The organism is Blautia sp. LMAG:89 (assembly GCF_008679485.1).
GTDB lineage: Bacteria > Bacillota > Clostridia > Lachnospirales > Lachnospiraceae > Blautia_A > Blautia_A fusiformis.
Map to the genome: position 1 here is coordinate 224,372 of NZ_NANC01000004.1, position 12,902 is coordinate 237,273.

Annotated in this window: 9 protein-coding genes, 2 tRNA genes and 1 rRNA gene; 3 read left to right on the plus strand and 9 right to left on the minus strand. The window is 46.1% G+C overall.

Going from position 1 to position 12,902, the window contains the following annotated elements:
* Positions 1-5: 5 nt before the first annotated feature.
* Positions 6-719: an ABC transporter ATP-binding protein gene (locus tag CCC70_RS05110; protein ID WP_186582113.1), complete on the minus strand. Its 714-nt coding sequence runs from the start codon at positions 717-719 to the stop codon at positions 6-8.
* Between the two features lie 321 nt (positions 720-1,040).
* Between CCC70_RS05110 and CCC70_RS05115 the strand changes: the two genes are divergently transcribed.
* Entirely contained in the window at positions 1,041-1,379 is a 339-nt protein-coding gene (locus CCC70_RS05115; protein WP_186582114.1) for a hypothetical protein, read from the plus strand.
* 70 nt (positions 1,380-1,449) lie between these two features.
* On the opposite strand, the gene CCC70_RS05120 is transcribed toward CCC70_RS05115, so the two are convergent.
* From CCC70_RS05120 to CCC70_RS05140, 5 genes are read right to left on the minus strand one after another with little or no spacing between them, the layout of a single operon-like run.
* Positions 1,450-2,088, minus strand: coding sequence for a bifunctional 4-hydroxy-2-oxoglutarate aldolase/2-dehydro-3-deoxy-phosphogluconate aldolase (locus tag CCC70_RS05120; RefSeq protein ID WP_021650734.1), 639 nt, complete (start codon positions 2,086-2,088; stop codon positions 1,450-1,452).
* Between the two features lie 18 nt (positions 2,089-2,106).
* Positions 2,107-3,159, minus strand: a complete 1,053-nt coding sequence (locus CCC70_RS05125; protein WP_287084385.1) for a sugar kinase — start codon at positions 3,157-3,159, stop codon at positions 2,107-2,109.
* Positions 3,160-3,161: 2 nt separating this feature from the next.
* Positions 3,162-4,907, minus strand: a complete 1,746-nt coding sequence (gene ilvD, locus CCC70_RS05130; RefSeq protein WP_278635216.1) for a dihydroxy-acid dehydratase — start codon at positions 4,905-4,907, stop codon at positions 3,162-3,164.
* An 18-nt stretch (positions 4,908-4,925) separates the two neighbouring features.
* On the minus strand, positions 4,926-5,162 hold the full coding sequence (locus CCC70_RS05135) for an HPr family phosphocarrier protein (protein ID WP_287084386.1): 237 nt from the start codon (positions 5,160-5,162) through the stop codon (positions 4,926-4,928).
* Between the two features lie 13 nt (positions 5,163-5,175).
* On the minus strand, positions 5,176-6,531 hold the full coding sequence (locus tag CCC70_RS05140) for a GntP family permease (protein ID WP_287084387.1): 1,356 nt from the start codon (positions 6,529-6,531) through the stop codon (positions 5,176-5,178).
* A gap of 295 nt (positions 6,532-6,826) precedes the next feature.
* Between CCC70_RS05140 and CCC70_RS05145 the strand changes: the two genes are divergently transcribed.
* Together CCC70_RS05145 and CCC70_RS05150 are read left to right on the plus strand one after the other, a co-directional pair.
* Positions 6,827-7,519, plus strand: coding sequence for a FadR/GntR family transcriptional regulator (locus tag CCC70_RS05145; RefSeq protein WP_334296282.1), 693 nt, complete (start codon positions 6,827-6,829; stop codon positions 7,517-7,519).
* 253 nt (positions 7,520-7,772) lie between these two features.
* Positions 7,773-9,398, plus strand: coding sequence for an IS1182 family transposase (locus CCC70_RS05150; protein ID WP_215638513.1), 1,626 nt, complete (start codon positions 7,773-7,775; stop codon positions 9,396-9,398).
* 177 nt (positions 9,399-9,575) lie between these two features.
* Here CCC70_RS05150 and CCC70_RS05155 read toward each other — a convergent pair.
* The 3 genes from CCC70_RS05155 to CCC70_RS05165 form a co-directional block, all read right to left on the minus strand.
* Positions 9,576-9,646: transfer RNA gene (locus CCC70_RS05155), tRNA-Cys, on the minus strand.
* Positions 9,647-9,649: 3 nt separating this feature from the next.
* Positions 9,650-9,722: transfer RNA gene (locus tag CCC70_RS05160), tRNA-Asn, on the minus strand.
* A 98-nt stretch (positions 9,723-9,820) separates the two neighbouring features.
* Positions 9,821-12,708: ribosomal RNA gene (locus tag CCC70_RS05165) — 23S ribosomal RNA — on the minus strand.
* Positions 12,709-12,902 lie beyond the last annotated feature (194 nt).

Genomic DNA, 12,902 nt, shown 5'->3' on the forward strand with positions numbered 1-12,902 from the left:
GTCACCTACCATTCAATCTCTTCCACTGGTGTGGGATGTGCATTTTCGGTCATCCTGGAAACCTTGCCGTTTTTGATCTTGATCACACGGTCGGCCATAGGTGTCAGTGCAGAGTTGTGAGTAATGACAATAACCGTCATGCCACGTTCCCTGCTGGTATCCTGAAGGAGCTTCAGGATTGCCTTGCCGGTCTGATAATCCAACGCTCCTGTAGGTTCATCACAGAGCAAAAGCTTTGGATTCTTCGCCAGAGCTCTGGCTATGGAAACTCTCTGCTGCTCACCGCCGGATAACTGTGCCGGAAAATTAGTCAGTCTCTCCTTCAGACCCACTTCCTCCAGAACTGTCCTGGCATCCAGAGGATCCTTACAGATCTGAAGAGCAAGCTCCACATTCTCCAATGCAGTCAGATTTGGCACCAGATTATAAAACTGGAATACAAATCCAATATCCTCCCGCCGGTATCCGGTCAGCTGCCGGTCTGTATATTTTGCAATATTTTTTCCATCGATCCAGACATTGCCGGATGTGGCCTTATCCATTCCGCCCAGGATATTCAGCACCGTTGTCTTTCCGGCACCGCTTGGTCCTACCACAACCACAAATTCTCCTTTTTTTATCCGGAAACTGATCTCATCCACAGCTATGATCTTCACTTCTTTTGAGCCATAGATTTTGGATACATTCTCCAGCTTCACATATTCTTCCGTATGCTCCATTTCCACCCCTCCTCTTTACTCTCTATATGATTTCAGGGGGCTTTTATCTGCCCCCTTTTAATTCTCTCACTCACGTATCACAGCTGTAGAAAAATGTTTTCGGCTGTGATCGAATATTATCAATAACTATATTTATAAGTATATCGGTTCTCAATTCAAAATGCAATTTCTACTTATATTTTACAAAGATTTTTCATTCCTGCGCATTTGTATTTTACATTTCTTTTCTATAATACAGACAGATAAAGGAAATCAATATTATGGCTGACTGTTGCTGACAACAGCAGAAGTATAATTCCATCAAAACAGGAGGAACGGATTATGTATAAAACACTATGGAATCACTTAGATCAAAATAAAAAAAAGGCCCCTGCGCCAGCTGTTTTTCTTACACTTTTGACAGCTGGATGGAGTGTAGCCGGAATTCTTGCCGGATTACTTGTTTGTCTGGGACTTCAGACAGAACTGATGGTGAAGCTGACTGTGATCTTATGTGCCGGTGGATACGCCGGACTGATTCCCGGTTTCTTCGGTGGAATCTTATATCTTTACCGAATGGATCTTCAGAAACCTTCTGCAGATTCTGCCGCTGATCTGGCAGTTGAACCGGAAAAAGCTTCTGCGGATCCTGCTTCATTGATCTATTTTCACAATAATTGACAAAAAAGCAGAACTCTGCCTGGTTGTGCAGGGTTCTGCTTTTTTTATTGAATATGTGTATTAAGTTTGATTACTTTCTTATGGAATCCGCAAGCTTTTTTGCTTCTGCTGTCAGTTCTCTTATTTTGTCAAATTCTCCTGCCTTCACAAGATCTCCTTTTACCATCCAGCTTCCGCCGCAGCAGAGGATTTTGTCACAGGAAAGATAGTCCTCAAGGTTTTTCGCATTGATCCCGCCGGTAGGCATAAAACGGATTCCTGTATAAGGAGCTGCCATAGCCTTGATCATTGAAATTCCGCCTGCCGGTTCTGCCGGGAAGAATTTTACTACCTTAAGACCTCTTTTCACTGCCTGTGCAACCTCAGATGGTGTGATACATCCCGGGAAAACAGGAATGTCTTTTTCCAGACAATAGTCTACGATCTTAGGATCAAAGCCCGGGCTTACGATAAATTTTGCTCCGGCGCCAACAGCCGCGTCTACCTGTTCTGTTGTAAGTACGGTACCTGCTCCCACAAGCATTTCCGGGAACTGCTCTGCCATGAGACGGATAGACTCTTCTGCTGCTTCTGTGCGGAATGTCACCTCTGCACATGGAAGGCCGCCCTCAACCAGAGCCTTCGCCAGCGGTACTGCATCTTTTGTATCTTCCAGCACTACAACCGGAACCACACCAAATTTCTGAAATTTTTCTGCTATCTCTTTCATCTGAATTTCCCTTCCTTTTTATCTTTTTATATCAAAGTTCATTTCCATCACATGTCTGATCATAGATACATCATCGGTAATGTTTCCATCACCATGGATCGTATGCTTCACAGCACTGGCAGCAACACCGAAATTCACGGTATCTTCCGGTGTATACTCATTCATAAGGCCATAGATGATCCCACTTACAAATGCATCTCCGCCACCGACACGATCAAGAATGTGGAAGGTCAGGCGCTTGCTTTCGTAAGTCTTTCCGTTTAACCAGAGATATGCCATAAGACTGTTTTCACTGCAGCTATGTGCAAAACGGACATGTCTTGCAATGCATTTTATATTCGGATATCTGTCCGCAAATGCCCGGAACACTTTTTCCTGCTGTTCAAAATCCGGCTGAAACGGGATTCCATCCTTTACATCCCCTGCACTGTGATCTTCTTCATTTTTCCAGATATGGTACGGCTCGATTCCGAAAAGGACATTTACATATGGAAGACAAAGTGTACAGAAATCTCTGGCCTCTTCCCAGGTCCACAGCGTACTTCTGAAATTTCCGTCAAAGCTTACGGTCATATTCATTTCTTTTGCTGCCTTCAGGCAGTTTAAGATCAGATCCCTGCATTTTGTTCCAAGAGCAGGTGTGATTCCACTCAGATGCAGCCATGTATATCCTTTCAGCAGTTTTTTCACATCTGTTTTGCTGAAATCATACTCGGAAAAAGCGCTGTGTTTTCTGTCGTAAACTACCTTACTGGGGCGGATCCCGTAGCCGGTCTCCAGATAATAGGTTCCAAGACGGTGTGTCGGAGTTTCTTCCGCTGTGGAATAAACCACACTGTCACAGTTCACATCATTGCTTCTCATCATACGTACAGAACTTTTTCCAAGACTGTTGTCCGGAACTACCGTAAAAAACGAAGCATCTATTCCAAGATTTGCCAGGGAAAGGGCTACATTCGCCTCGCTTCCCCCGTATCTTGCCTCAAAGGTTGTTGCTGTTCTGATTTTTTCATAATCCGGCGGTGTCAGACGCAGCATGATCTCGCCGAGAGTAATAAATTTATGTTTCATGATCAATACTCCAGATAGGCTCCCTTCATTGGGCTTGCAGCATGCTCACTGAAAAGTCTCAGCACGCCTTTTTTGTATTTTGGTTCTCTTGGCTTCCAGTTTTTACGTCTCTCGGCAAGGATCTGGTCGATCTCTTCCATAGACTTTCTTTCGCCTGCGATCCCGATGATGTTCAGCTTTCTTTCCATAACGTCGATCTCAATAAGGTCGCCTTCCTCAACAAGTGCGATTGGGCCACCGTCAACAGCCTCAGGGCTGCAGTGTCCGATAACAGGGCCTGTAGATGCTCCGGAAAAACGTCCGTCTGTGATCAGTGCGATGCTCTTTCCAAGCTCTTTGTCACTGCTGATTGCCTCAGATGTGTAGAACATCTCCGGCATTCCACTTCCCTTTGGTCCCTCGTAACGGATGAATACTGCATCACCTTTCTGAACCTTATGCTTCAGAACTGCATCCAGACACTCCTCTTCACTGTCGAACGGTCTTGCGCGGAGAACGGATCTGAACATTTCCTTCGGGCATGCGGTGTGTTTGATCACAGCTCCCTCAGGTGCAAGGTTTCCACGGAGAACAGCGATGCTTCCGTCGGTTCCGATCGCCTTGTCATATGGACGGATGATATCTTCCTTTGTAAGGTTTACATTGTAACGTTTGTTAAATTCCTGAAGCCATTTGTCGCATTTCTCATAAAATCCGTTGTTCTTCAGCTCCTCAAGGTTTTCTCCGAGAGTCTTTCCTGTAACTGTCATAACATCCAGATGGAGATGTTCCTTGATCTCCTCCATGATTGCCGGTACACCACCTGCATAATAGAAGCACTCAGCAGGCCAGCGTCCTGCAGGACGTACATCCAGAAGATATCTTGCATTTCTGTGCAGTCTGTCAAAGGTATCTCCTGTGATCTCAATGCCAAACTCATGTGCGATCGCAGGAATGTGAAGCAGACAGTTTGTACTTCCGGAGATTGCAGCGTGTACAAGGATCGCATTCTCAAAGCTGTCCATAGTCACAATATCCGAAGGACGCATGTTTTCCATCTGTGCGATCCTTACTGCCTGTCTTCCTGCCTCTCTTGCGAAAGCAAGAAGATCCGGGCTTGTTGACGGCATCAGAGCTGTACCAGGAAGTGTAAGTCCAAGTGCCTCTGCCATGATCTGCATTGTTGAAGCTGTTCCGATAAAGGAGCAGGCTCCACAGCTTGGGCAGGCATTGCATTTTGCCCAGTCAAGCTTCTCTTCGTCGATTTCTCCACGCTCAAACTTCGCGCTGTACATTCCCAACTGCTCAAGAGTCAGCATCTCAGGTCCTGCGTTCATAGTTCCGCCCGTAACAAATACGGAAGGGATATTTACTCTTGCAAGTCCGATCAGATTTCCAGGTACACCCTTGTCACAGCTTGAAAGATATACACCGGCATCAAATGGTGTTGCATTTGCATGGATCTCTATCATGTTTGCGATCATTTCACGGCTTGCCAGGCTGTAGTTGATTCCGTCTGTTCCCTGGCTTTCACCATCGCAGATATCGGTACAGTTATAACGTGCACCAAAACCACCTTCTTCTGCAATTCCTTTGCGAACTTCTTCCACAAGGATGTTCAGGTGTCCGCTTCCCGGATGGCTGTCACCATAGGTGCTTTCCACCATGACCTGAACCTTTCCCAGATCCTCTTTTTTCCATCCTGTTCCAAGACGCAGCGGATCAAGCTCCGGTGCAAGCTTTCTCATTTCCTGACTCACTAACTTCATGATTTTTTCCTCCATTTCCTATTCTCTGATCAGATTCAGATTTTCCAGCTTTTCTCTAAGTTCCTTTGCATCCTCTTCTTCTGCTCCGATTTCCACATTATTAAATGTAGGAAGGCTGAATACTCCCAGCATGGACTTTGCATCTACGATATATCTTCCGCAGATCAGTTCCACATCCTTCCGGCAGCCGGATGCAACCTGTACAAGATGCTTTGCATCATACATGTCTCTTAAATAAACCGGTATCTTTATCATTACGCTCTGCCTCCTATGCAAAAATTGAAATAACAAAGCCTACAACAAGTGCTGTAACACCGATCAGTGTTTCCATGATCGTCCAGGATTTTAATGTCGTTTTTTCGTCAATCTCAAGGAAAGTACTTACCAGCCAGAATCCGGCATCATTTACATGACTCAGTGCAGTTGCACCACCGCAGATCGCACAGCACATAGCAGCTCTGTAAAGCATGCTTGTATCCATTACTGCCGGCATAGTCGCCATGATTCCTGATGCCATGGTCATTGCCACAATAGAGCTTCCCACAGATGCCCTTACCAGGATTGCGATCAGAAACGCGATCAGGATCAGCGGAAGACCGCTTTTTTCCAGGGCCGGTCCGATAATATTTCCAAGGCCGGAATCCTGAAGCATCCACCGGATCACTCCGCCGCTGGCGATGACCAGAAGGATCATTCCCACCGGTCTCAGTGAATGGTCCAGGATTTTCTTTAACTGTGCACCGGTAAAGCCACGACGGATTCCAAGAAAATACATTGCTGCAAGTGTTGCAATGGTCAGTGCCAGAAACGGTTTCCCGATAAATCCGAGAAAACTCTGTACACCTGCCGGAATCGGCATGTATTTGGATAACGTGCTGAGAAGGATCAGAATAAGAGGGATCAGGATCACCCCTAATACCAGACCAAATGGCGGCAACTCTTTTCCATCATCTTTGATCTCTTCCACATTGGCCGGAAGTTCGGTGAAAATTTTGTTTCCAACCAGATTTCCCCAGATAATTCCGGAAACCAGCATACAGATCAGTGCAGTTGGAACTCCAACCATGATCATAGTTCCCAGGTTTACGCCAAGTGCATTAGCAACCAGTACAGATCCCGCAGAAGGCGGTACAAAAGCATATCCGCTGGCAAGACCTGAAAGAAGCGGGATCGCATAATACAGTGTGGATTTTTTTGTCTGCTTTGCAACACTGAATACCAGTGGGATCAGTACTACAACACCTGCTTCGAAAAATACGGTTGTACCGATCACCAGTCCGGTAAGTCCCAATGCCCATCCGGCTTTTTTCTGACCGAATTTGTCGATCAGTGTTTCCGCTATTCTTTGGGCTCCTCCGCTCACTTCCAGTATTCCGCCGAACATGGAACCCAGTCCTACCAGAAGTGCGATTCCCTGTAATGTCTTTCCAACACCTTTTTCTACTGTGTCTGAGATCATTTCCAGTGGCATTCCGGCACCTGCACCGATGATGATCGCTGAAATCATCATTGACAGAACCGGATGCAGTTTAAATTTGATGATCAGCACCAGCAGGATCACAATTCCCACTGCCGCAGCAAGCATCAATCTCATTGGATCTGCTGTAAATGTTGTTTCTTCCATTTTTTCTGCTTTTGCCTCCTTAATTCATCCGATGTTTTACTTTTCGTTAAATACATCTGACCTTTCTGCTGTTTTTTCTTTTGAATTGTGCTGATTTTCTTTGTTTTTACTCCAATTCATCTGATGTATTTATAATATATTCATTCTGTTAAAAACGCAATACTGTAATTTTATCTAAATTATCGCCTTATTTTTTGTGCATTTTGTCGTTTTGACATTATAGTTTAAAGGAATTATTATAGATATAAGGAAAATATAAAAAGAAATAACGAATAGAAATGGAGAAACTCATATGATGATTTCGTCATCAGAAGAAAAAAGTCTTCCGCAAAAATTATCGGAAGACATCATCGCATTTATTTTAAAGGAAAATCTGCAGCCTGGAGACAAGCTGCCTAATGAAACGGTTCTGTCCGAACGTCTGAATGCCGGAAGAAGCTCTGTCCGCGAGGCAATGAAGCTTCTTGCTTCCAGAAATATCGTGACGATCCGTCAGGGATCCGGAACTTATATCGCATCATCTCCGGGAATGGTGGAAGATCCGCTGGGATTAACTTTTATCGGCAACAAGCAGAAGCTGATCCATGACCTTCTTGAAGTCCGTTTTCTGCTTGAACCCTCTATTGCAGCAATGGCTGCCACCCGCGCCAATAAAAAAGATATAAAAAAAATCACCACACTTTGTGATGATGTTGAAGCATTATTAAAAAAACATGCGGACCATACCCAGAAAGATATTGAATTTCATACAGCGATCGCGCTGAGCAGCAAAAATGTTGTTGTTCCGCGGCTGATTCCCGTAATTAACAGCTCTATTCCATTATTTGTCGAATCAACCAGTGGTGCTCTACACGAAGAGACAATTGAAACACATCGCGAAATCGCAGCTGCCATTGCAGAGCATGACGCTTTGCGTGCTCAGGATGCCATGTATCTTCATCTGGTTTATAATCGTAAACGAATCCTGCTTACGGAAAAAAATTCCTGATCTGTCGGACAGCATCAGGAAAGGATGCTGTCCGATCTTCCAGAAGTCTGTCTTCACGGTCTTCAGCAAATACATTTTTATAGGAAAAATAGGGGCTGTCGCACTAACGTGCGGCAGCTCATTTTATATTCAACACAAAACTATTAATTGACCTTTGCTCCGCTTTTTTCATTATAACGTGCGGCAGCTCATTTTATATTCAACACAAAACGCCGGACTTCGAAAAGCCCGGCGCTTGTGGTATAATTAGTTTATGCTACTAAACAAAATAATACAGAGAGATTATACCTCATTTTCTCTGTATTATCAAATCAAACTTCCGCTAGATTTAGAGATTTCTATTCCATCTGATGATCCGGTTCGTCTGGTAAGTGCCTTTGTGGAGGAAATGGACCTTTCTGAACTGTATAAAACTTACGGCAGGATCAGAAAAAATCAGGCAACACCGCGTCAGATTCTGAAACTTGTTATCTATGCAGCAATGAATCGGATCTATTCAAGCCGCGATATCAGAAAAGCATGTAAACGGGATATCAACTTCATGTATCTCCTGGAAGGTATGCCGGCTCCTGACCATGCAACGATCGCGCGTTTTATCTCCCTTCACTTTTCTGTCTGTGCAAAGACGTTGCTTGCACAAATGTCAGATCTGCTCTATCTTTTGGGTGAGATTTCGGGGAAGACCATTTTTATTGATGGCACAAAGATCGAATCTGCGGCCAATAAGTATACATTTGTATGGAAAAAGGCTATTACAAAAAATCAGGCCCGGTTATACACGAAACTGTCTTCTTTTGTGGCTGAATGTGAAGAACTCTATGGAATGAAAACGGTATATCATGATAGTATATCCATACACACCTTAAAGCGGTTAAAAAAGCAGTTATGCCGCATCAAAATACAGGAAGAAATCGTGTTTGTACATGGAACCGGCCGGAGAAAAACACAGTTACAGAAATCTCTGGAACAACTGGATTGGTATCTGGAGAAACTAAAGGAATATACGAAAAAACTGTATACGCTTGGGGACAGAAACAGTTATTCCAAAACAGATCCCGATGCCACCTTCATGAGAATGAAAGAGGACGCGATGCTGAACGGACAGTTAAAGCCTGCGTATAACATTCAGCATGGAGTGGATTCAGAATACATCACATGGATTGATATCAGCCCGCGCCCCACCGATACACGTACCCTGATTCCTTTTTTGAAAGATATGGAGAGCTACCTGGGATTTAAGTATTCAGAAATTGTTGCAGATGCCGGGTACGAAAGTGAAGAAAACTATCTTTTCATTGAAAGCAACGGACAGACTGCCTACATAAAGCCACAGAACTATGAGATCTCAAAGACACGAAAATACAAAAAGGACATTAGCAGAAGGGAAAATATGGAGTATCATGCGGACAGGGACAGTTACATCTGCCGGAATGGAAGAGAACTGACTGTCACAAATGAACGGAGAAGTAAAACGACGAGTGGATATGTCAGTATAAAAACTTATTACAGATGTTCAGACTGTACTGGCTGTCCTTATAAAACAGAATGTATCAAAGGGAACAACTGCAAAACGCCTATGGAAAAACGCAATAAAGTGTTGATGGTCTCAAAGACGATGAGCCAGAAGCGTGCAGAAGATCTGGAACGGATCACGAGTGAGTATGGGACTATGCTCCGGATGAACCGAAGTATTCAGGCGGAAGGTTCTTTTGCTGATGTGAAAGAAGACATGAACTTTCGGAGATATCTGTACCGTGGAAAGGTAAATGCCTTGGCAGAAAGTATCCTTTTAGCGATGGGGCGAAATATCAATAAACTTCATTGTAAGATTCAGACAGGAAGGACGGGAAGTCACCTTTTTGCATTAAAAAAGGCATAGATTTTGATAATTGAAAATAAAACAGTTTGAAATAAGGCATGCTGAAAGGGATGCTTAGGGACGAACTGCGCTTGTAAAGAATGGCATCAAAATGGTAATCAATTTCGATGCCATTTTGGCATAAAACGGGGCTGCCGCCCAGCAAAAATATTTGCTAATGCGACAGCCCCTTCTAAGAGGTGCCACCCGGATTTGAACCGGGGATAGAGGTGTTGCAGACCTTTGCCTTACCACTTGGCTATGGCACCATGCTCCCCCTGTTGGACTCGAACCAACGACACTGCGGTTAACAGCCGCATGCTCTACCGACTGAGCTAAGGAGGATTACTTAAATATTTAATTAAGGTTTGTACCTTAAAAACTACATACATGCCTGTTGATCGTTAATCAAACTCTTTGAATCAATTCTTAACCTGCGTTTCTTGGTCAAGCCCTCACCCGATTAGTAACAGTCAGCTCCATGTGTTACCACACTTCCACCTCTGCCCTATCTACCTCGTCGTCTTCAAGGGGGTTTACTTCACTAAGAATGGGATATCTCATCTTGAGGGGGGCTTCACGCTTAGATGCCTTCAGCGTTTATCCCTTCCGGACTTGGCTACCCGGCCATGGCTTTGGCAAGCCAACCGGTCCACCAGCGGTCCGTCCATCCCGGTCCTCTCGTACTAAGGACAGCTCCTCTCAGATATCCTACGCCCACGCCGGATAGGGACCGAACTGTCTCACGACGTTCTGAACCCAGCTCGCGTACCGCTTTAATGGGCGAACAGCCCAACCCTTGGGACCTACTACAGCCCCAGGATGCGATGAGCCGACATCGAGGTGCCAAACCACTCCGTCGATGTGAACTCTTGGGAGTGATAAGCCTGTTATCCCCAGGGTAGCTTTTATCCGTTGAGCGATGGCATTCCCACTTAATACCACCGGATCACTAAGCCCTACTTTCGTACCTGCTCCACCCGTCGGTGTCGCAGTCAAGCTCCCTTCTGCCTTTGCACTCTTCGAATGGTTTCCGTCCATTCTGAGGGAACCTTTGGGCGCCTCCGATACCCTTTCGGAGGCGACCGCCCCAGTCAAACTCCCCGCCTGGCATTGTCCCACCGCCGGATTACGGCGGCTGGTTAGAAGCCCAATATCACAAGGGTGGTATCCCAACAGCGGCTCCATAGCAACTGACGTCACTATCTCTCAGCCTCCCACCTATCCTGTACATGCAACACCGGACCCCAGTGCCAAACTGGAGTAAAGCTCCATGGGGTCTTTCCGTCCTGGCGCGGGTAGCCAGCATCTTCACTGGCACTTCAATTTCACCGGATGTATTGCCGAGACAGCGCTCAAATCATTACGCCTTTCGTGCGGGTCGGAACTTACCCGACAAGGAATTTCGCTACCTTAGGACCGTTATAGTTACGGCCGCCGTTTACTGGGGCTTAAATTCAAAGCTTCGACTTACGTCTAACCTCTCCTCTTAACCTTCCAGCACCGGGCAGGCGTCAGCCCATATACCTCACCTTTCGGTTTCGCATAGACCTGTGTTTTTGCTAAACAGTTGCTTGAGCCTATTCTCTGCGGCCTGCTCTCGCAGGCACCCCTTCTCCCTAAGTTACGGGGCCATTTTGCCGAGTTCCTTGGCAATACTTCTTCCGCCGGCCTTAGGATTCTCTCCTCATCCACCTGTGTCGGTTTACGGTACGGGTACAATATGAACGATAGCGGCTTTTCTTGACGCATGGCTCACGGGCTTCGTTACTAAAATTCACTCCACATCACGTCTTCCCATTGCCACACGGATTTTCCTATGTGACTGGTACCTCGCTTGTACCGGGCTTTCCATTCCCGGCTCCCGCTCTCCTTACGTGTCCCCACAGTTCTGTCATACTGCAGTACAGGAATATCAACCTGTTGTCCATCGGTTACGGCTCTCGCCCTCACCTTAGGTCCCGACTCACCCAGGGCAGATCAGCTTTACCCTGGAAACCTTGGATATTCGGCCTAGAGGATTCCCACCTCTATCTCGCTACTCATTCCGGCATTCTCTCTTCCATGCAGTCCACAGCTCCTTCCGGTACTGCTTCTTCCCGCATGCAATGCTCCTCTACCAATCTTTTCAGATTCCTTAGTTTCGGTGGCGCGTTTCAGCCCCGGACATTTTCGGCGCAGGACCTCTCGACCAGTGAGCTATTACGCACTCTTTGAATGTATGGCTGCTTCTGAGCCAACATCCTGGTTGTCTTCGAAATCCCACATCCTTTTCCACTTAACGCGCACTTTGGGACCTTAACTGTAGGTCTGGGCTCTTTCCCTTTTGACCGCCCAACTTATCTCGTGCAGTCTGACTCCCGGTGATATCTACACGGCATTCGGAGTTTGATATTCTTCGGTAGGCTTTGACGCCCCCTAGGAAATTCAGTGCTCTACCTCCGCAAGACTCACACCGAGGCTAGCCCTAAAGCTATTTCGAGGAGAACCAGCTATCTCCGGGTTCGATTGGAATTTCTCCCCTATCCACACCTCATCCCCACCCTTTTCAACGGATGTGGGTTCGGTCCTCCACTACCTCTTACGGCAGCTTCAACCTGGACATGGATAGATCACCCGGTTTCGGGTCTACTCCTACTGACTCTGGCCCTGTTAAGACTTGGTTTCCCTACGGCTCCACACCTGAAGTGCTTAACCTTGCCAGTAAGCGTAACTCGCCGGACCGTTCTACAAAAAGTACGCGGTCGTACATATAAAGTACTTCCACAGCTTGTAGACACAGGGTTTCAGGTTCTCTTTCACTCCCCTCCCGGGGTCCTTTTCACCTTTCCTTCACAGTACTATGCACTATCGGTCACTAAGTAGTATTTAGCCTTAGGGGGTGGTCCCCCTTACTTCCCACAAGGTTCCTCGTGTCTCGTGGTACTCCGGATCCTGCTCAGTCAGCTCTGCTTTCACGTACGGGGCTTTCACCCTCTCCGGCCGGCTTTCCCAAAACCGTTCTGTTAACTTCGCTGAATCTTAAATGCAGTCCATGACCCCGGCATGCACGCACACCGGTTTAGGCTCCTCCGCGTTCGCTCGCCGCTACTTACGGAATCGATGTTTCTTTCTTTTCCTCCGGGTACTTAGATGTTTCAGTTCCCCGGGTTCCCTTCCATACGTTATGGATTGGCGTATGGATGCATGAGGTCTGCTCATGCGGGTTTCCCCATTCAGACATCTCCGGATCACGGGATATTTGCTCCTCCCCGAAGCTTTTCGCAGCTTATCACGTCTTTCATCGGCTCTTAGTGCCAAGGCATCCGCCCTGTGCCCTTATTGCTTGACCTTTCGCTTCATCACCCTAGCGTAGGTGATGCGGTCTCTTGATTCTCGTGTCTTCCGATACTCTCGTATCTTCCGACATGTGTTTGATTACTCTGTTCAATAACAGATAAATCGATGTCTTCCTATCTTTGCGTTTGCATTAATTTCTTAATACTTTGCGTTTAAGGATATTTGATTAACTTAATCAAATCTCAT